Source organism: Actinomyces sp. ZJ308, from assembly GCF_011752065.1.
Taxonomy (GTDB): Bacteria; Actinomycetota; Actinomycetes; order Actinomycetales; family Actinomycetaceae; genus Actinomyces.
In genome coordinates this window covers 1-19510 of sequence record NZ_JAAIJY010000011.1, presented here as the reverse complement: position 1 = coordinate 19510, position 19510 = coordinate 1, and the positions used below count along the sequence as shown (strand labels likewise).

Genomic DNA, 19510 nt, shown 5'->3' with positions numbered 1-19510 from the left:
ATCGGCATGCGCACCCCCGCCGAGCACGAAGCCGCCTGGGCCCCCGACACCCACCGCCAGGAACAACTACAACCAGCCACCACCACATCCAGCTAAACCAGCCTCCACAAAACCCGGGGCTTGACAGGTCATGACAGATGTCGAGACCAACGCACTCAATAGTGAAGCCCGTCTCCTCATCCACGACCGGATCGCCACTCACTGAAAGAACGTGGCTCAACGCCACCCGAACCAGCCTGGCCGGCCCCGCCACCACCTCACCGGCAGGCTCGTTAGCCTCCGTCCACACATCGATCAAAGCCCTCGATGCGCGACGACGATCCTTTACCAGCTCCTCCAGCAGCCATACCCCGCCGGCGCGCCAGCACTCATCCACCAGAGCCAGCTCCTCAGCAGCAGACAGCGAGTCGGCGGCCCTGGCTTCCAGGAGCCTCTGGGCGACCAGCAGACCGTCAGGCCCCCGCCGCCGGCTCTCACGCAGCTGCTCAAGCGAGAACCCCCAGCCACAGTCGGCGGCCTCAGCCAACAATCGCTGCTCCAACTCCGTCGCCTCAATAACTGTCATCACGAGCTCCTCCCACTCGATACCTCACTGGACTCCCGCATAGGGCTACCCGCGTAGCCCCCTGACCACCTGTGGAGGCTGCCGGCTGTCGCCGGGGCCGGCGGCCACGCACAGGAGGACAGCGGGACCCCGCCCGGGGCCATGGACAGCCCAGCGCAGCCGGCCAGGCTCCTTCGTCGCCCGACCGGGCCGGCCACGCGGCCTGACCACAACCCCTCAAAAGACACGACAAACCCCCTCATCCGTAAAGAACACGAATGTAATTCGATAAAATAAGAAGAGATCCAGAGCAATCAGATTGATCGTTTCACGGCCTCGAAGACGCCCCGGGAACAACCACCGGCGCGTACTCACTCGGACTCGACCCCCGTCGCTGGGAGCCAGTCCCCAGGTGGGCCGCACACCACGCCATCAGGCGCGCCGCCAGGAAGAACACGCACATCACCGCTACCACGATCGCGGCGGTCGTCAGCCGCTCACCCAGTGGCCCAGGCACAGGCAGGAAAACCCCCACCAGCCCCACCCAAGCCACGACAAGGGCCACATGAGGCGCCAACCAGGCCCACCGGCGCTGAGGCCACGCCTCAGGCTGAGCCATCCGCACGAAACGGATCACCCCGCTCCAGACCGCCACCAGCGCCAAGCCCGCGGCTGGCACCCACGACGACGGCCGCGTCACCAGCAGGATCAGCAAACCCTGCACCGCGGTCACCTCAGCCCTCAGCAGCCCCAAGGCCGCCGGCGCCCACCAGGTAGAACCAGCCCGTCTCTGAGCCTCCTCGCCCCACAGACCCAGCAGCAGAGCCACACTGAACGTGCCCCCCAGCGCACCGATCATCGTCGAGCCCATAATCAATCCTCCCGCCCGCCGGCGCCGGCCTCCGCGGTCTTACGCCGGACATAAGCCGCCGAAAACAGACCCGCCAACTGAGCCCTGGACACCAGCGACGCCCACAAGGCCATTACAGCGCCCAGCGCCAGCCGGCCCCACCACGGAGCCAGACTGAAGGCGCAGAGCATCACCGCCACCCACAAAGCCGCCGAGGTCCCGGCCACCGCATACTCGCCACGCCACGGGCACCGATCCGGCAACTTCGCCCTTGCGCCAACCGTCACCGACAGGCCCACGATGCTGAGTCCGCCCAGCGCCGTCAGCAGCACCAACGGCCAGACACCGAGCTCGAAAACCGTGCTCATGCCTTGACCTCCTCACCAACTCGAACTGCAACGCCCGAGGCCGCAGCGGCCCGAGTTGGTGGAACCGGTGCCGATGCCATCGCGTAGAACCGCCACACCGCAGTACCCACCGAGATCAGACTCCACACCATCGGCGACAACCCCAGCCAGCTGTAAGAAGCACTCACGATGCCCACCTCTTCCTCTCCGGAGATACTTGAACTGTCCCAGCGCTCACTGAGGAGGAGGACGAATTCCCATGCCCCTGACCAGCGCCATCACCCAGGCCATCCGACGCGTCCTCGGCCGACCCACCACTAAGCCGGCCCCGCCGGCCACCAGCCCCAGACCGGGAAGAAAAGACCTCGACATCCGCCCAGCCGCGACGGAAGAAGAAGTACAAGCAATCAGGACACTCATCACCGAGCAGATCCCCGAACCAGGCTACATTCCGCTCCCAAAAACCATCCCCAGCCGGCACAACCACCTGCACCGGGAACTGATAGGAGTTTGGAGCAACAGTGATCTCATAGGGGCCGCCTTCATCGGCCCCGACGAGCAGGAAGCCGAGGGGTTTAAACGACACGGCTTCAACGACGACGCTCACGCGATCCTCGACAACATAGCCATGATCCACAACCTCGCCGTAGAACCCACCCACCGGCGCACCGGCGTCGCCACCGCCCTCAAGCACTGGCTCCACACCTGGGCGCGTGACCACGGCGCACACCTGGTCATCTCCATCCCAACCACCCAGGCGGCCCGCAACCTCAACAAGGCAACCGGCTACATCCTCCAGCCATCGGGTATCACGCTCATCATGCAGATCAAGGCAAACGGCCGATCCACCAAACTCCCCGCGGACAAACACACCACCTGGGCGTTTCACGTCCTCACTGATACAACCCGGCTGCCCATCAGCATTGGTATATACCAACCGCTGGCCGCAACGAGCTGGGCAAGTCACGACATCATCCGCTGGGATGTCCTCGACGACACCTGACCACAACCACCGCACACGCAACATCCCACTCATACCGGCAACCTCCCCTGACCAGGGAGCTCGGACTTGTATGCCGATGCGTTTTCGGCCGTCACCGATGACTTGAGCGTTTCCTTGTCTCGCATGGCAAGGACGTCAGCTCGGGCGAACATTCGTTTGCCGCGCTTCACGTACTGGGTGGATGGAATCTCGCCTTCCCGGGCCCAGCGCATCAAGGTCGTATAGGTGACGCCAGGCAGCAGCGCCGCTGCCTCGCGGCCGCTGATCATGTCCGCCTCACGGACGTTAGCCATGCGTTCATCCATAAGTACATCGTGCGTACTCCTGCCATGGATGTCAAGAGACTACTTGTTAGCGAGTCGTTCATCTGGTACTTTTAGTACATGACAACCACGACTACCACTGCGACCGGCTTGACGTTCGACGCCGCCATCGGCGTCGCAGTCAATCAGTACCTCTTGACCCATGGCCTGACCAGAGCCCAGGTGGGGGCTTTCCTCGGGGTTGCTGGGTCTAACATCAGTCAGAGGCTTCGCGGCCGGATCACATGGCCTGCGGAAGACCTCTACAAACTGGCCGAGGCTTTCGGCGTGAAGGTTGACGATCTCATGCCTCGTAAAGTCCCCACCGACGACGGTGCAGCCTGGGCTCCCGCGCCCTACGTATCGGCGCCCCGGACAGGATTCGAACCTGCGACCTTCTGCTCCGGAGGCAGACGCTCTATCCACTGAGCTACCGGGGCCCGAGGCGTGACTGTACCAGCGTCCCGCCCTCGGAGCGAAACTGACGGACGACTGCGACATGTCCCACGAAGCCGCGCGGTCGCCGGCCTCCCTCGCGGTCCGGCCCGGCCGATGACGGTACGCTGACGCGCGTGACCCCAGAAGAGCTTGCCGCAGCCATCCGCACCGTCCTGGAGGAGGCCTCAGCCGAGGGCTCCCTCGCCCTGCCCGCCGCAGAGATCGCCGACCCCCGCGTCGAGCGTCCCCGCAACCGCGACCACGGTGACTGGGCCACCAACGTCGCCATGCAGCTGGCCAAGAGGGCGGGCACCAAGCCCCGCGACCTCGCCGAGCTCCTCGTTCCCCGTCTTGAGGCCCTCGACGGCGTCGTCTCCGTGGAGGTCGCCGGCCCCGGCTTCCTCAACATCCGTCTCGATGCCGCCAGCGCCGGTGAGCTCGCCCGCTCCATCGTCGAGGCCGGCGAGGCCTACGGACGCAACGACTCCCTGAGCGGTCAGCACATCAACCTCGAGTACGTCTCGGCCAACCCCACCGGCCCGGTGCACCTGGGCGGTGCCCGCTGGGCCGCCGTCGGCGACTCCCTGGCCCGGATCCTCACCGCCTGCGGCGCCACCGTCACCCGCGAGTACTACTTCAACGACCACGGCACCCAGATCGACCGCTTCGCCCGCTCCCTGCTGGCCTCCGCCCGCGGCCAGGAGACCCCCGAGGACGGTTACGGCGGCGCCTACATCAGCGAGATCGCCCAGCAGGTGACCGCCGACGAGCTCGCCGCCGGCCGCCCCGACCCGGCCACCCTGCCCGACGCCGAGGCCGCCGAGGTCTTCCGGGCCCGCGGCGTCGACCTCATGTTCGCCGCCGTCAAGGCCGAGCTCCACGCCTTCCGCTCCGACTTCGACGTCTTCTTCCACGAGGACTCCCTGCACACCTCCGGGGCCGTCGAACGTGCCATCGCCCGCCTGCGCGAGCGCGGCGTCATCGAGGAGCGCGACGGCGCCACCTGGCTGCGCACCACCGACTTCGGCGACGACAAGGACCGCGTCCTCATCAAGTCCGACGGTAACGCCGCCTACTTCGCCGCCGACCTCGCCTACTACCTGGACAAGCGCGAGCGCGGCGCCGACTGCGCCATCTACCTGCTGGGCGCCGACCACCACGGCTACATCGGCCGGATGATGGCCATGTGCGCGGCCTTCGGGGACACCCCGGGCACCAACATGCAGATCCTCATCGGCCAGCTCGTCAACCTCGTGCGCAACGGCGTCCCGGTGCGCATGTCCAAGCGGGCCGGCACCATCGTCACCCTGGAGGACCTGGTCGACGCCGTCGGGGTGGACGCCGCCCGCTACGCCCTGGCCCGCTCCTCCATGGACTCCATGATCGACATCGACCTGGACCTGCTGGCCTCCTCCACCTCCGACAACCCCGTCTACTACGTCCAGTACGCCCACGCCCGCACCCGTAACGTGGCCCGCAACGCCGCCGAGCACGGCGTGAGCCGCAACCCGAACGAGGCCCCCTTCGAGCCCGCCGCCCTGGACGACCCGGCCGACGCCGCCCTGCTGGGGGCCTTGGCCCAGTTCCCCGCCACGGTGGCCCAGGCCGCCTCCCTGCGCGAGCAGCACCGCGTGGCCCGCTACCTCGAGCAGCTGGCCGCCGCCTACCACACCTGGTACGGCGCCACCCGCGTCACCCCCCGTGGGGACGACGCCGTCAACGCCGGCCACGTGGCCCGCCTGTGGCTCAACGACGCCGTCGGGCAGGTCCTGGCCAACGGGCTCGACCTGCTGGGTGTCACCGCCCCCGAGAGGATGTGAGATCATGACCAACCAGATCCCCGCCGGTGAGCCGCCCCTGGGGGCCCTGGCCTGCCCCGAGCCCGAGGACCGCCCCGACCTGTGGCCCACGACGGCGCGGCGCACGCCCGACGGCGAGCTCGCCCTGGGCGGGCTGACCGCCTCCGAGATCCTCGCCGACGCCCCCAGCCCCGTCTTCGTCCTGGACGAGGCAGACCTGCGCGGCCGCGCCGCCTCCTGGAGCGCCGCCATGGCCGAGGAGTTCTGGCCCGGCTACGGACTGCGCGGCGGCGAGGCCTTCTACGCCGGTAAGGCCTTCCTGACCACCCAGGTCGCCGCCATCGTCCTCCAGGAGGGGATGGGTATCGACACGGCCTCCCGCGTCGAGCTGGCCGTGGGGCTGGCCGGCCTGGAGGAGGTCGACGGCCACGAGGCCACGGCCCGCGCCCGCCGCCTGGGGCTGCACGGCAACGGCAAGACCCCGGCGGAGGTGACCACCGCGGTGCGCCACCGGGTGGGTCACCTGGTCATCGACTCCCCGGAGGAGGTCGACTACGCCGTGGCCGCCGTGCGTGAGCTGCGGAACACCGGTGACTACGGTGCCGACGAGCGCGCCCGCGTCATGGTGCGCCTGACCACCGGCATCCACGCCGGCGGGCACGAGTACATCTCCACCGCCCACGAGGACCAGAAGTTCGGCCTGTCGGTGTCCACCGGCGCCGCCCGCCGCACCATCGACGCCATCATGGCCGCCGAGGAGCTCGAGCTGGCCGGCCTGCACTCCCACATCGGCTCCCAGATCCTGGACCTGGCCGGCTTCCGGGAGGCCGTCGGCGTGGTGCTCGGCCTGCGCCACGAGGTCGCCGTCGACACCGGACACCTGTGCCCGGAGGTCGACCTGGGCGGCGGCTACGGCATCGCCTACACCGGCGCCGACCCCGTGGCGCCCTCACCGGCGCAGGTCGCCCGGACCCTGGCCGAGGCCGTGCGCGAGACCTGCCAGCGCCTCGGCGACGAGGTCCCCACCGTCTCCATCGAGCCCGGCCGCGCGGTCGCCGGCCCGACGACGGTCACCCTCTACACCGTCACGGGCCTCAAGCGCGTCGAGCTGGGGGAGGGGGCCTCGCGCCTCTACGTCAGCATCGACGGCGGCATGAGCGACAACATCCGCCCCGCCCTCTACGAGGCCGCATACACGGCCCTACTCGCCAACCGCCGCCCCGACCCCCAGGCGGGCCTGGTGCGCAGCCGGGTGGTGGGCAAGCACTGCGAGTCCGGCGACGTCGTCGTCCGGGACGTGGACCTGCCCGCCGACCTCACTGTAGGCGACGTGCTGGCGGTACCCGCCACCGGAGCCTACGGGCGCTCCATGGCCTCCAGCTACAACCTCTTCACCCGCCCCGGCGTGCGCTGGGTCCGCGAGGGCGAGTCCGGCTGGATCCTGCGACCCGAGACCATCGAGGACCTCCTGCGCCTGGAGGGCTGAGGCTCCTCACGTCTCACAGGGGCGTCTCACAGGGGCGCCGTCGTTCCAGGAACAGTTCCTGCTTCGACGGCGCCCCTGAGCATGCTCCAACAGAGAGGTGCAAGAAATCTGAAGGCGGCAATTGACTGAAAGAACGCTGAGCTCAACCGTGTCTCAACAGAGATGAAGGCCGTCTGTTTGGAGGCTTGGAACAACGGAGGCACAGTCCGTCTGATAGGAGAGACACAGCGGCAGCACAGGAGTAGTACATAAGTGTTGTGGGAAACCTACAAGCTTCCATCATCATGGTTGTTTGAAGCCTAGATCACAGTTGTGTTGAGATTGTGACCTCCTGCGTGTTTTGTGTGTTCGCTATTCCCAAACAGTCGGTTTGTGACACAGTGGTCTTGGTCATCACGGGGCAGCCTTCCCGTCTCCTGAACAGGTGGTGGGAGCGTCCGGTGATGGTTCACGAGGCAGACCCTTGTCATCTATGCCAGGAATCCGGAGAACCCATGAAGACATTGTCCACGGGCGCAACCTCTCGGCCGGCCCTCTCACGAGGGGCGGTGAGGGGACTCGTCGCCATCCTTGCTCTCTTCCTTGTCGCGATCATGTCCCAGCTCTCGCCCCAGGCGAGCGCCGACGAGAACAAGAGCGTCAACGTTTCCAACCTGTCTCTGACACGTGTGGACGGCAACAACGTTGAGCAGGAGGGAAGGCTCAACTACTACGACCTCGCTCGCCTGAGCTTCGACTGGAGCGGCGTCGACGCCAACCTCAAGTCGGGCGACTCCTTCACGATCGGTCTGGGTGAGTACTTCACCAACCTGCAGAACAGCGCCACCCACCCGATGACCGTCGAGTACGGCGGCAAGGACGTCGAGGTCGGCACCTGCACCCTTACCGTCAAGGACGTCACCTGCACCTTCAACTCCAAGGTTGACGAGCTGAAGGCCGCCGGCTTCCACAACTTCAAGGGCAGCGGCTCCGCCCTGGTGGCAGTCGCCAAGACCACCGACGCACAGACCGTCGACCTCACCGCCAACGGTGTGACCACCGCTGTCACCCTGCCCGGTGGTGGCGGTATCGGTGGCCCCGACGAGAGCAACTGGGAGCTCACTAAGTGGGCCTCCAGCTTCTACAACAACTACAAGGAGCTGACCTGGGGCGTGAACTTCGGGGCCAACCAGACCACTGGTGACAAGCTCGGCAAGACCTTCGACGGCTCCCGTCAGACCATCACCTTCACCGACACCCTCGGTGGCGGAATGAGCTTCAACCAGGTCGACGCCACCCGCACGGTCCTCAACCTGCGTCCCGCGGACGGCAAGTCCATCCCGGTGACCAACGCCGCCGGCCAGGACGCCACCACCCAGTACGGTGACTTCGACGTCAAGGCCAGCTACTCCGCGGACGGCCGCACCGCCACCTACGAGGTGACCGGTCCCTTCCAGAACGGCACCAACTTCACCCTGGAGTACCCGGTCTCCTTCGTGGACGCCAACGGCAACGCCGTCGCCGCCACCCAGGGCGCCGCCTACGAGAACACCGTGAACCTCAACGGCACCGACCTGACCAGCACCCAGCAGCAGTCCTACGTCCAGTACTTCGACATCTCGGTCCAGATGGAGCCCGGCTTCGGCGGCTTCAGCGTGACCAAGGTCGTTGAGGGCAACGCCGCCGCACAGGCCGCCGGTTCCTCCTTCGTCGTCGACGTCGCCTACGAGCTGCCGGCCGCCGCCAGCTCCTACCCGGACTGGAAGGCTCCCGAGGGGCAGAAGGCCACTGGCGAGGGACGCACCGGCACCTCCTCCCTCACGGTCAAGCCGGGTGAGCCGGTCGCCTTCGAGGGCACCTTCCCCGTGGGCACCAAGATCACGCTGAGCGAGGACACCTCCAAGGCCCAGCCCGCCGCCTCCGGCTACAGCTGGGGTGAGCCGGTCTTCACCGTGGACGGTCAGAACACCAACACCTTCACCATCCGCGACCAGGAGGTTGTCAAGGTCTCCCTGACCAACACGACGACCACCACCACGACTCCGCCGACCACCACGCAGCTGCCGCCCACGGCCTCCAACCCGCCCGGGTACCCGCCGGAGACCGCGCCGCCGGCCACCACGGCTCCGCCGACCACCACGCAGCTGCCGCCGACCGAGTCGAACCCGCCGGCCACCGTGGCTCCGCCCGCGGCCCCGCCGAACACCCCGGGCTCTCCGCAGACCACTCCGGCCGCTCCGGTTCCGCCCACCTCCACTCCGAACACGCCGACCAGCACCCCGCCGCTGGCGCGCACCGGTGCCAACGCCGTTGCGCTCCTGCTGCTCGCCGGTGCCGGCCTGGGTGGCGGTGTCCTGCTCATGGCTCGCCGCCGCAAGGCCTCCTGAACGCGGGTGACCGCTTCTCGAGCCTGAACGCTCCGTCAAGGAGCCCAGTGGCCCCGTCCCGATTCAACCGGGACGGGGCCACTGGCGTCTCTCCACGGGGCTTCCGTAGATCATCAGACCCGCCTCCAACCTGCCGAGAGCAGGAGACGTCATCGGGTCGTCTCAGCCGTAGGGAGGAGTCCCCCTCCCCAGCAATCGTCCTGCCGGGGGTCACCGTGTTGGCGTGACGTTTCCTAGCCTGGAGGCATGAGCGCAGCCACATCGTCCTCCCCGTCGTCACCGTCCTCACTGACCTCCTTCATCTCCTCCCTGGAGCAGCCGCCGCCCGCCTGGGGGCGTTCCGATGAGCCTCCGGCCCCGATGTCCATGGGGCTGGGACGGGTGATCGGTCGGTTGCTCAAGCAGATCATCTGGCGCCGCTGAGAGGGGCAGGACGCCTACCGGGACGACCTTGTCGAGGGGTACCGGTCAGTGGTCCGTTCCGATGTCGCCGGGCCGGCCGCAACGGGTAGCGACGTAACCGGCTCGCCTGTTCCTTCACGTGGACGTGCCAGCGCTCTAAGGCCTTTCACCCTTATGCTGGCCCGCAGCGATCGCCAGCACAGGCGGACAGCCGGTCGGACACCCTGCCTCCGCCGGCGCCATCGCATCACGCAGTCGAAGTGCCCGTGCACGGCACGCAACACAGCAAGGTGGTCATCCCGTGGCTCAGGAGCTCTCACCCGCCCAGCGCACCCTCACCGTCGGCGTCCTCGGCGCCGGGACCGTCGGCAGCCAGGTCATCCGTCTGCTCACCGAGCAGGCCGACGACTTCGCCGCCCGCTCCGGTGCGCGCCTCGAGATCACGGGCGTGGCCGTGCGCGACGTCAGCGCTCCACGCGACGTCTCGGTGCCACAGGACCTCCTCACCGATGACGCCACCGCCGTGGCCACCGGCAATGACCTGGTCATCGAGCTCATCGGCGGCATCGAGCCGGCCCGCACGCTCATCCTGGCCGCCTTCAAGGCCGGGGCCAGCGTCATCACCGGTAACAAGGCCCTCATCGCGGCCCATGGCCCCGAGCTCTACGCGGCCGCGGCCGCCGCCGGCACCGACTTCTACTACGAGGCCGCCGTCGCCGGTGCCATCCCGGTCGTCTACGCGCTGCGCGAGTCGATGGCCGGCGACCGCGTCACCAGCGTGCTCGGCATCGTCAACGGCACCACCAACTACATCCTCGATGAGATGAGCACCAAGGGCCTGTCCTTCGAGACCGCCCTGGCCACGGCCCAGGAGCTCGGCTACGCCGAGGCCGATCCCACCGCCGACGTCGACGGCCTGGACGCCGCCGCCAAGGCCGCCATCATCGCCTCGCTGGCCTTCCACACCCGCGTGGGCCTCGACGACGTCTCCGTCGAGGGCATCCGCGCCATCACCGCCGACGACATCCGCGAGGCCCACGCCTCGGGCTGCGAGCTCAAGCTGCTCGCCATCGCCCAGCGGCGCGACGACGAGCACGCCCACGGCGTCTCCGTGCGCGTCCACCCCGCCCTCGTGCCCAGCGACCACCCGCTGGCCAGCGTCCACGGCGCCTACAACGCCGTCCTCGTCGAGGCCGAGAGCGCCGGGCGCCTCATGTTCTACGGACAGGGCGCCGGGGGAGCCCCGACAGCCTCCGCGGTCCTGTCCGACGTCGTCGCCGCCGCCGCCCATCGGGTCCACGGCGGCCAGGCGCCCCGCGAGTCCTCCTACGCGCACCTGCCGGTTCTGGGCCCGGAGGCAGCCGTCACCCGGTACCAGATCCAGCTGCGCGCCGACGACGCCGTCGGCTCCCTGGCCGCCATGGCCTCCGTCTTCGCCGACAACGGCGTCTCCATCAACTCGGTGCGCCAGAGCGCCTACGTCACCACCGACGGCAGTGACGACCAGGCCGTCGTCACCTTCGTGACCCACCCGGCGCCCGTCTACCACCTCGACGCGGCCGTCGAGGGGCTGCGCGCCTCGGAGCGGGTTGCCGAGATCGTCTCCATCCAACGCGTCGAGGGCGAGTGACATGCGCATCGTCTACGAGCGCGCCGCCGTCCGCGTCCCGGCCACGACGGCGAACATGGGGCCCGGATTCGACTCCTTCGGCATGGCCTTCCGCTACTACGACGAGGTCTCGGTACGCCCGATCACCGGCACCACGCGCGTCATCGTCGAAGGTGTTGGTGCCGGCACCGTGCCCGACGACGACAACAACCTCGTCGTACAGGCCCTGCGGGCCGGCCTGGACGCCGTCGGCGCCCCGCAGGCGGGCTTCGAGATGCGCTGCGTCAACCGGATTCCCCACGGCGGAGGCATGGGATCCTCGGCCAGCGCCGCGGTGGCCGGGCTCATGCTGGCACGCGGCCTCATCTCCGAGCCGGAGGCTCTCAGCGACGACCGGGTCTTCGCCCTGGCCACCGATTTCGAGGGGCACCCCGACAACGTCGCCCCCGCAGTCTTCGGAGGAGCGACCGTCGCCTGGGTCGAGCGCGGCGGGCACCCGCGCATGGCGCCCATGCCCGTGGACGCCTCCCTGGGGGTCAGTCTGCTCATCCCGCCGTCGACCACGCGCCTGTCCACCAAGGAGGCCCGTCAGGTCCTGCCCGTCTCCGTGCCGCGCGAGGACGCCCTGTTCAACACCTCCCGGGCGGCCGTGCTCATGCTGGCGCTCGCCGGACGCCCCGACCTGCTCATGGCCGGCACCGAGGACCGGCTCCACCAGGAGTACCGGCGCGGGGTCCTGCCCGCCTCCATGGCGGTCATGGACTCCCTGCGGGAGCAGGGCTATCCCGCGGTCATCTCCGGGGCGGGGCCCACGGTGCTCGTCCTGTCCACCCTGGCCGACCAGACCCGCTTCACCCTGGAGAACCACGGCTGGAGCGTGCTCAGCCCCGGCATCGATACCCGCGGTGCGGTTCTGACCTCCTGAGCCGCAGCCGGCTTTCCCCCGCCTCCTGATCGTGGGCGCCCTCGGGCCTGAGGGCGCCCACGATCCGCGTCTGCTTCCGCCCGCTGACTCTGCGCGCTGAGCCTCATGATGGGGAGCGCGTCACACTCCAGTAGTTGAGAAATAAACTATGAGTGTCTCCGGTTTCATCAGTCAGCAAGGATCCAGCACAGCCCAGTGCAGAGACAGAGAGGACGTGTCATGCAGTTCGGAATCTTCACGGTCGGAGACATCACCACCGACCCGGCCACCGGCAAGGCGCCCAGCGAGCACCAGCGCATCAAGAACACTGTCGAGATGGCGGTCCTGGCCGAGCAGGTGGGTCTGGACTTCTTCGCCACCGGGGAGCATCACAACCCGCCCTTCGCGCCGTCGTCGCCCACGACCCTGCTGGCCAACATCGCCGCGCGCACGGAGTCGCTCCTCCTGACCACCGCGACCACCCTCATCACCACCAACGACCCGGTGCGTCTGGCCGAGGAGTACGCCTACCTCCAGCACCTGGCCGACGGGCGCGTCGACCTCATGATGGGGCGCGGCAACACCGGGCCGGTCTACCCCTGGTTCGGCAAGGACATCCGCAAGGGCATCTCCCTGGCGGTGGAGAACTACGACCTGCTGCGCCGTCTGTGGCGCGAGACCAACGTGGACTGGGAGGGCGAGTTCCGCACCCCGCTGCAGGACTTCACCTCCATGCCCCGTCCGCTCGACGGCGTCCCGCCCTTCGTGTGGCACGCCTCCATCCGATCGCCCCAGATCGCTGAGCAGGCCGCCTACTACGGGGACGGCTACCTGCACAACAACATCTTCTGGCCCATCGATCATGTCAGGAAGATGGTCGACCTCTACCGTGAGCGCTTCGCCTTCTACGGTCACGGCACCCCCGAGCAGGCGATCGTGGGCCTGGGCGGGCAGGTCTTCGCCGCCAGGAACCAGGCCGAGGCCGTTGAGCGCTACACGCCCTACTTCCGCAACACCTACGTCTACCAGGGGGCCGGCCTGGAGGAGATGACGACCCACACCCCGCTCGCCGTCGGAACGCCCGAGCAGATCGTCGAGAAGTACCTGACCTACCGGGACGCGATCGGCGACTACCAGCGCCAGGCCTTCAACGTCGACTTGGGCGGCGTCCCCCACCGGGAGGTCATGAGGCAGATCGAGTACCTGGGTACCGAGATCGTCCCGGCGCTGCGCGCCGAGCTGGAGGCCACCAGGCCCGCGGACGTCCCGGACGCCCCGCTCCACCCGCGCCACCGCGCCCTGCTTCAGGGGACCGAGCCTCCGGCCGAGGAGCCCTTCTCCCTGTCCAACGAGTTCGACCCGCTCACGGGCCGGAAGGTGAGGATCTGAGATGAACCGCGCAACACTCGACACTACCGGTGACCTGCAGGAGGCGGACGGCATGGCCGCCGGCACGGCCGCGCCCGTCGTCCCGTCCGGGGGCACCCAGTCCCTGGCCGGCTCGCAGACCTACGACGCCTACGCCAACACCCAGATGGGGCGTCTGAGCCGGATCGTGGCCCTGCACGCCGGGGTCTCCGAGCCCTCGACCTCCCAGATGCTCGCCGAGCGCCTGTCCGAGTCCACCCGCAAGGCCCTGGAGGCGGACTCCCGCCTGGCCAGTGTCGAGGTCATCGGGCTGCGTCCGCTGGTCAAGGACATCGCCCTGGCCAGTGTGGGAGGGCCGGTGTCGGCCGAGCTGCAGAAGGTCGTCGACGCCCTGGCCGCCGCCGACGGCGTCGTCCTGGTCAGTCCCGTCTTCCAGGCCTCCTACTCCGGGCTGTTCAAGTCGGCCATGGACGTGCTGCCGGCCGGCACGCTCGAGGGCGTCCCCGTCCTGCTGGGCGCGACGGCGGGTACCGCCCGCCACAGCCTCGTCACCGAGACGGCGCTGCGGCCCCTGGCCACCTACATGAAGGCCCTGCCGACGCCGACCGCCGTCTTCGCGGCCAGTGAGGACTTCGGTGCCGCCTGGCAGACGCAGGCCGCCTCGGGCCGGCCCGAGGCGGCCTTGAGTGAGCGCGTAACCCGGGCCGGGCGTGAGCTGGCCACGCTCATCGAGCGCTTCCCGCGGCGGGCACCGCTCGACCCGCTGGCCGACTTCGCACCCATGGGCGATCTGCTGGGAGGCCGGCGCGGCTGAGGCTGTCGGGCCAGGGAGAGCAAGGGCCTGTCGTGCATGTCCGTGTGGGGTCCAGTCCTCACCGGTCGCCGACGCCGCGGACGCACCATGGGCATCGCCGACTGCCCCCTGTGGGGCCGTCCGCGGGCCCTATGGTGCGTTCGCGAGGGGTGATAGAGGTGCCCGGCAGGATCTGGAGACGGTCGGCGGCGTGGTCGGGTCGAGCATGTGTGGAATAACGGCGGAGTATCCGGCGTTGCTCACCGGTGTTCCGTTAGGCACTGCGCGATGGGGCTGCTATGCTGACGCCGTCGGCCGCGCGGATTGCACCACGCCGCTGACCGCACCAGCCCCGGACCTGAGGCTCATGCCTCAGCAGGAACCGGCAGTGCATGACCCTCCCCGTGAATGATTCCGGGGGAGTCTCCCCAGTTGAACGTCTCCTCCCGCGGAGCGTCATCACACCGTTAGGACACTCGTGACCGAGACCTCCAGCGCCCAGCCCTCGCTTTCCACCATGCGTCTGGCCGAGCTCCAGTCGCTTGCCAGCTCCATGGGCCTCAAGGGCATCTCCCGCATGCGAAAGAGTGAGCTCGTGGCCGCCATCCGTCAGGCGCGCGGCTCCTCCGCCCCTGACACCCACAGCGCGTCGAGCGCCTCGTCCGACGCCGGGGCGACCGACGCCCCCGACTCCTCTTCCTCCTCTTCTGGCGAGTCCTCGCCGGAGCCCACCCAGCCCGCTGCTTCCGGACGCTCGCGCCGTCGCCGCGCCACCGCGGCCTCCGGCTCCCCCGAGGAGCAGCAGTCCCCCCCGGTTCCCGACCTCGGTATCGACCTGCCCGACCGCTCCGGCTCCTCTGACAATGACTCGGGCAGCGGCTCCGGTCATGACGAGGAGCGCCCCGCACGCGGCCGGTGGCGCGAGCGCACCGAGCGTTCTGAGCGCGCGGAGCGCAGCGAGGCCGGCGAGGGCGGGGACGCCTTCGGCCGCTCCGAGCGCGGTGAGCGCTCGTCCCGCGACCAGTCCCGCCGCGGCCGCAGGCGGGCCCAGGCCTCCGCCGGCGCCCCCGAGAACCAGGAGCGCTTCTCGCGCGAGCCCCGTACCGACTCGCCCGAGGACCACGCCGATGCCAAGGCCGCCCTCATGCGCGACCTGGCCGACGCCACCGGGACCTCCGTCGTCGAGCCCCAGGAGCGCTCACGTCGGGGTCGTCACGATAACGACGAGAACGACGGCTACGACGACGAGCGCGGCGGGCGCCGCCGTCGGGGGCGCAAGCGCGGACGCGACCGCTTCGACCGGGATGAGCGCGACGGCAACCGAGATGGCGGCCGTGAGGGCAGCAGCGGTCGGGGCAACCGCAACCAATCGCGCGAGGACGAGGTCCTCCTGCCGGTGGCCGGCATCCTGGACGTCACCGACAACCAGCACGCCTACCTGCGGACCTCCGGCTACTTGCCCGGCCCCAAGGACGTCTACGTCTCCAACCAGCTCATCAAGGACAACGGGCTGCGCGCCGGCGACGCCGTGACCGGGTGGGTCCGCGAGGGCGCAGAGTCCTCGACGCCCCACCAGGGCGGGCGCAGCAACCGCCGTCAGAACCGGGCCGGCCGTGTCAAGTACAACCCGATGGTCAGCATCGAGACCGTTAACGGCATGGACGCCGAGCGCTCCAAGCGCCGCCCGGAGTTCGCCAAGCTCACCCCCCTCTACCCCCAGGAGCAGCTGCGCCTGGAGACCACGCCCAAGGCCGTCACCCCACGGATCATCGACCTGGTCTCGCCCATCGGCAAGGGGCAGCGCGGGCTCATCGTCTCCCCGCCCAAGGCGGGTAAGACGATCATCCTGCAGCAGATCGCCAACGCCATCAGCGTCAACAACCCCGAGGCCCACCTCATGGTCGTGCTCGTCGACGAGCGACCCGAGGAGGTCACCGACATGCAGCGCACGGTCAAGGGGGAGGTCATCGCCTCCACCTTCGACCGGCCCGCCTCCGACCACACGATCGTGGCCGAGCTGGCCATCGAGCGGGCCAAGCGCCTCGTGGAGCTGGGCCAGGACGTCGTCATGCTGCTGGACTCCATCACCCGGCTCGGGCGCGCCTACAACCTGGCGGCCCCGGCCAGCGGCCGGATCCTCTCCGGTGGTGTGGACGCCTCCGCCCTCTACCCGCCCAAGCGCTTCTTCGGCGCCGCCCGTAACGTGGAGAACGGCGGAAGCCTGACCATCCTGGCAACGGCCCTGGTGGAGACCGGCTCCAAGATGGACGAGGTCATCTTCGAGGAGTTCAAGGGCACCGGGAACATGGAGCTGCGCCTGTCGCGTCAGCTCGCCGACAAGCGCATCTTCCCGGCCGTGGACGTGGCGGCCTCCGGCACCCGCCGCGAGGAGCTGCTCATTGACCCCGCCCAGCTCAAGATCATGTGGCGCCTGCGCCGGCTCTTCGCCGGGCTCGAGCAGCAGCAGGCCCTGGAGCTGGTGCTGTCCAAGCTCAAGGACACCCAGTCCAACGCCGAGTTCCTCATGGTCCTGTCCAAGACCACCCCGGCCGGCACCTCGCTGGCCGACGGCGAGGACGAGTAACGCAGTCAGGTTCGGTACCGGTTCCTCGGGCCTCGGCCGAACCCGGCAGGTGCCCGGTCTCACGCGGTATCACCGTTGCGTGGGCGCCGCGGCCGGTGGCACAATCTACTGCTGGCCTCCGGTTCACCTGCGCTTCCGCGTGGGACCCGGGACCCTCTGACGCTTAAGGAGAAACCTATGAAGCAGGGCATCCACCCCGACTACGTGGCCACCACGGTCACGTGCACCTGTGGCAACACCTTCGAGACCCGCTCCACCGTCACCTCCGGTGAGATCCGCGTGGACGTGTGCTCGGCCTGCCACCCCTTCTACACCGGCAAGCAGAAGATCCTCGACACTGGTGGCCGCGTTGCCCGCTTCGAGGCCCGGTACGGCAAGCGCAGCAAGTAGCCGCGTCCAACGACGCCGGCGGCCGGCTCCCAGAGCCGCCGTCGGCGTCGTTCGCATATCGCCCGCGTATCACCGCCGCGTATCAGCACGACTCCTAGCCCGTGAAGGAACCCGAGTCCATGAGTGAGGACTTCTCCGCCGCAGAGCCGCTCCTGGCCGAGTACGCGGATATCGAGGCCGAGATGGCCGGGCCGGCGGCGGCCGACCCCGGTGCCATGCGCCGGCTGGGGCGCCGCTACGCCGAGCTGGGCAGGGTCGTGGCCGCCTACCGGGCCTGGCGGACCGCCGGCGCGGATCTGGCTGACGCCCGCGAGCTGGCCGCCGAGGACGAGGACTTCGCCGCCGAGGTGCCCGCCCTGGAGGCCGCTGCGCAGGCGGCCGGCGAGCACCTGCGCGAGGTCCTCGTGCCCCGCGACCCCGACGACGCCCGCGATGTCATCATCGAGGTCAAGGCCGGCGAGGGCGGTGAGGAGTCGGCACTGTTCGCCTCCGACCTGGCCCGCATGTACTCCCGCTATGCCGAGCGCCAGGGCTGGGCCGTGGAGGTCCTCGACGCCACCGACTCCGACCTGGGTGGTTACAAGGACGTGCGGCTGGCCATCAAGACCCGTGGGCCCGTGGAGCCCCAGGACGGGGTGTGGGCGCACCTGAAGTACGAGGGTGGCGTCCACCGCGTCCAGCGCGTCCCGGTCACCGAGTCCCAAGGGCGCATCCACACCTCGGCAGCCGGCGTCCTGGTCATGCCGGAGGCCGATGACCCTGGCGAGCTCCAGATCGACGCCGCAGACCTGCGCATCGACGTCTTCCGCTCCTCAGGCCCGGGGGGCCAGAGCGTCAACACCACCGACTCGGCCGTGCGCATCACCCACCTGCCCACCGGAATCGTCGTGTCCATGCAGAACGAGAAGTCCCAGCTGCAGAACAAGGAGGCGGCCATGCGGGTCCTGCGTGCCCGACTCCTGGCCGAGCGGGCGGCTGAGGCCGCCGCCGAGGCCGCCCAGGCCCGTCGCAGTCAGGTGCGCACTGTGGACCGCTCCGAGCGGATCCGCACCTACAATTTCCCTGAGAACCGGATCGCCGACCACCGCACCGGCTTCAAGGCCTACAACCTCGATGCCGTTCTTGATGGTGACCTCGGCCCGGTGATCGCCTCGGCCATCGCCATGGACGAGGCCGAACGGTTATCCCAGGTGGGTGAGGGCAGTGGTTCCTGAGTTATGCGGCGGCGCGCCGGCGGGCGCGGTGGACCGTTACGGGCTGCGGGCGCTGGTGCGCCAGGCGGCCGGACGGCTGGCGGCGGCCGGAGTGACCAGCCCCCAGGTCGACGCCCGGATCCTGGCCGAGCACCTGCTGGGGAGGGCGCTCCTCCTGGCCGACGGCGCCGACGGAGACTTCCCGGCCGCCTACGACGCGCTGGTGCTGCGCCGCGAGTGCCGTGAGCCGCTCCAGCACATCATCGGCCGCATGTGGCTGCGTGGCGCTGAGCTCATCAGCCGCCCCGGCGTGTTCATCGTGCGTCCGGAGACCGAGGTGGTGGCCGGAGCCGCCATCGAGGCCGCCCACAAGGTGATGACTGACGGCGGGGGAGTGGTCCTCACCGCCGACCTGTGCACCGGCTCGGGTGCGATCGCCGCCTGCATCGCCAAGGAGGTACCGGGCGCCCGGGTGGTCGCCGTCGAGATCAGCGAGACGGCCGCGGCCCTGGCCCGCGAGAACTGCGAGCGGCTGGTTCCCGGACGCGTTGAGGTGATTCACGCCGACGCCACCGACCCGCTGGTCCTGCACGATCTCAACGGGCTGGTCGACGTCGTCGTCTCCAACCCGCCCTACGTTCCGGCCGGTGCCGTGGAGGACGCCGAGACCTCCCAGCACGAGCCCACCGTGGCGCTCTACGGCGGGGGACCTGACGGGCTGGACATCCCGGTCGACGTCCTCGTGCGCTCGGTCGCCCTGCTGCGCACCGGCGGCGTGCTCGTCATGGAGCATGACCACGAGCAGGGGGCGCTGCTGCGCGCGGCCGCCCTCGGAGCCGGCTTCAAGCAGGCCGAGACCGGCAAGGACCTCACCGGCCGCGACCGCTACCTGCGCGCCGTGAGGTAGACCTCGCAGCGAGGTGGTCTACGACGTCGAAGAACACAACGGCTGCGACGGCTGATCCGGAATTCGATTGCCGTGGGTACTGATTTCGGCTTGCTGATGTTCGCTCATCATTCGATGAGCAGTGATGTCACAGATTGAATAGCCGTAGATGAGTGGTGGGGGGGGGGGGGGGGGGGGGGGGGAGAACACACAACAAACAAAAAACAAACAAACAAACGCGACAAA

General features: G+C 69.0%; 16 protein-coding genes and 1 tRNA gene. 13 read left to right on the top strand and 4 right to left on the bottom strand.

Going from position 1 to position 19510, the window contains the following annotated elements:
* Positions 1-872 precede the first annotated feature (872 nt).
* Complete coding sequence (locus HCR68_RS06555; RefSeq protein ID WP_167147875.1) at positions 873-1415, bottom strand: hypothetical protein; 543 nt, start codon at positions 1413-1415, stop codon at positions 873-875.
* A 2-nt stretch (positions 1416-1417) separates the two neighbouring features.
* Complete coding sequence (locus HCR68_RS06550) at positions 1418-1762, bottom strand: hypothetical protein (RefSeq protein ID WP_167147872.1); 345 nt, start codon at positions 1760-1762, stop codon at positions 1418-1420.
* A 238-nt stretch (positions 1763-2000) separates the two neighbouring features.
* Between HCR68_RS06550 and HCR68_RS06545 the strand changes: the two genes are divergently transcribed.
* Complete coding sequence (locus tag HCR68_RS06545) at positions 2001-2744, top strand: GNAT family N-acetyltransferase (RefSeq protein WP_167147869.1); 744 nt, start codon at positions 2001-2003, stop codon at positions 2742-2744.
* A gap of 29 nt (positions 2745-2773) precedes the next feature.
* Here the strand turns inward: HCR68_RS06545 and HCR68_RS06540 are convergent, their stop codons facing one another.
* A complete protein-coding gene (locus tag HCR68_RS06540; protein ID WP_076251381.1) occupies positions 2774-3049 on the bottom strand; it encodes a helix-turn-helix domain-containing protein in 276 nt (91 codons plus the stop codon).
* A 364-nt stretch (positions 3050-3413) separates the two neighbouring features.
* A tRNA-Arg gene (locus HCR68_RS06530) sits at positions 3414-3486 on the bottom strand.
* 132 nt (positions 3487-3618) lie between these two features.
* Between HCR68_RS06530 and argS the strand changes: the two genes are divergently transcribed.
* The 12 genes from argS to prmC all read left to right on the top strand — a co-directional run bounded on the left by argS (position 3619) and on the right by prmC (position 19285).
* The gene (argS, locus tag HCR68_RS06525; protein ID WP_167147866.1) at positions 3619-5304 is read left to right on the top strand and encodes an arginine--tRNA ligase; all 1686 of its coding nucleotides are present in this window, start codon (positions 3619-3621) and stop codon (positions 5302-5304) included.
* Between the two features lie 4 nt (positions 5305-5308).
* A complete protein-coding gene (lysA, locus tag HCR68_RS06520; RefSeq protein WP_167147863.1) occupies positions 5309-6769 on the top strand; it encodes a diaminopimelate decarboxylase in 1461 nt (486 codons plus the stop codon).
* Between the two features lie 494 nt (positions 6770-7263).
* Positions 7264-9135, top strand: a complete 1872-nt coding sequence (locus tag HCR68_RS06515) for a DUF5979 domain-containing protein (RefSeq protein WP_167147860.1) — start codon at positions 7264-7266, stop codon at positions 9133-9135.
* Positions 9136-9381: 246 nt separating this feature from the next.
* The gene (locus HCR68_RS06510; RefSeq protein ID WP_167147857.1) at positions 9382-9558 is read left to right on the top strand and encodes a hypothetical protein; all 177 of its coding nucleotides are present in this window, start codon (positions 9382-9384) and stop codon (positions 9556-9558) included.
* 280 nt (positions 9559-9838) lie between these two features.
* Positions 9839-11167, top strand: coding sequence for a homoserine dehydrogenase (locus tag HCR68_RS06505; protein WP_167147854.1), 1329 nt, complete (start codon positions 9839-9841; stop codon positions 11165-11167).
* 1 nt (position 11168) lies between these two features.
* Positions 11169-12071, top strand: coding sequence for a homoserine kinase (gene thrB / locus HCR68_RS06500; RefSeq protein ID WP_167147850.1), 903 nt, complete (start codon positions 11169-11171; stop codon positions 12069-12071).
* Between the two features lie 219 nt (positions 12072-12290).
* Entirely contained in the window at positions 12291-13439 is a 1149-nt protein-coding gene (locus tag HCR68_RS06495; protein WP_167147847.1) for a CE1758 family FMN-dependent luciferase-like monooxygenase, read from the top strand.
* A gap of 1 nt (position 13440) precedes the next feature.
* A complete protein-coding gene (locus HCR68_RS06490) occupies positions 13441-14232 on the top strand; it encodes a CE1759 family FMN reductase (RefSeq protein WP_167147844.1) in 792 nt (263 codons plus the stop codon).
* Between the two features lie 457 nt (positions 14233-14689).
* On the top strand, positions 14690-16795 hold the full coding sequence (gene rho, locus HCR68_RS06485; protein WP_167147841.1) for a transcription termination factor Rho: 2106 nt from the start codon (positions 14690-14692) through the stop codon (positions 16793-16795).
* Between the two features lie 177 nt (positions 16796-16972).
* The gene (gene rpmE / locus HCR68_RS06480; protein ID WP_003782958.1) at positions 16973-17185 is read left to right on the top strand and encodes a 50S ribosomal protein L31; all 213 of its coding nucleotides are present in this window, start codon (positions 16973-16975) and stop codon (positions 17183-17185) included.
* Positions 17186-17304: 119 nt separating this feature from the next.
* Positions 17305-18399, top strand: coding sequence for a peptide chain release factor 1 (gene prfA / locus HCR68_RS06475; protein WP_167147838.1), 1095 nt, complete (start codon positions 17305-17307; stop codon positions 18397-18399).
* A complete protein-coding gene (gene prmC, locus HCR68_RS06470) occupies positions 18389-19285 on the top strand; it encodes a peptide chain release factor N(5)-glutamine methyltransferase (RefSeq protein WP_167147836.1) in 897 nt (298 codons plus the stop codon). The genes prfA and prmC overlap by 11 nt, the downstream gene beginning before the upstream one ends.
* The last annotated feature ends 225 nt before the right edge of the window (positions 19286-19510 follow it).

What these genes read in the sequence shown, in the direction of transcription:
- HCR68_RS06555 (WP_167147875.1), bottom strand. Translation starts at nt 1,415, where the DNA reads ATGGGCTCGACGATGATCGGTGCGCTGGGGGGCACGTTCAGTGTGGCT.
- HCR68_RS06550 (WP_167147872.1), bottom strand. Translation starts at nt 1,762, where the DNA reads ATGAGCACGGTTTTCGAGCTCGGTGTCTGGCCGTTGGTGCTGCTGACG.
- HCR68_RS06545 (WP_167147869.1), top strand. Translation starts at nt 2,001, where the DNA reads ATGCCCCTGACCAGCGCCATCACCCAGGCCATCCGACGCGTCCTCGGC.
- HCR68_RS06540 (WP_076251381.1), bottom strand. Translation starts at nt 3,049, where the DNA reads ATGGATGAACGCATGGCTAACGTCCGTGAGGCGGACATGATCAGCGGC.
- lysA (WP_167147863.1), top strand. Translation starts at nt 5,309, where the DNA reads ATGACCAACCAGATCCCCGCCGGTGAGCCGCCCCTGGGGGCCCTGGCC.
- HCR68_RS06515 (WP_167147860.1), top strand. Translation starts at nt 7,264, where the DNA reads ATGAAGACATTGTCCACGGGCGCAACCTCTCGGCCGGCCCTCTCACGA.
- HCR68_RS06510 (WP_167147857.1), top strand. Translation starts at nt 9,382, where the DNA reads ATGAGCGCAGCCACATCGTCCTCCCCGTCGTCACCGTCCTCACTGACC.
- thrB (WP_167147850.1), top strand. Translation starts at nt 11,169, where the DNA reads ATGCGCATCGTCTACGAGCGCGCCGCCGTCCGCGTCCCGGCCACGACG.
- HCR68_RS06495 (WP_167147847.1), top strand. Translation starts at nt 12,291, where the DNA reads ATGCAGTTCGGAATCTTCACGGTCGGAGACATCACCACCGACCCGGCC.
- HCR68_RS06490 (WP_167147844.1), top strand. Translation starts at nt 13,441, where the DNA reads ATGAACCGCGCAACACTCGACACTACCGGTGACCTGCAGGAGGCGGAC.
- rpmE (WP_003782958.1), top strand. Translation starts at nt 16,973, where the DNA reads ATGAAGCAGGGCATCCACCCCGACTACGTGGCCACCACGGTCACGTGC.
- prfA (WP_167147838.1), top strand. Translation starts at nt 17,305, where the DNA reads ATGAGTGAGGACTTCTCCGCCGCAGAGCCGCTCCTGGCCGAGTACGCG.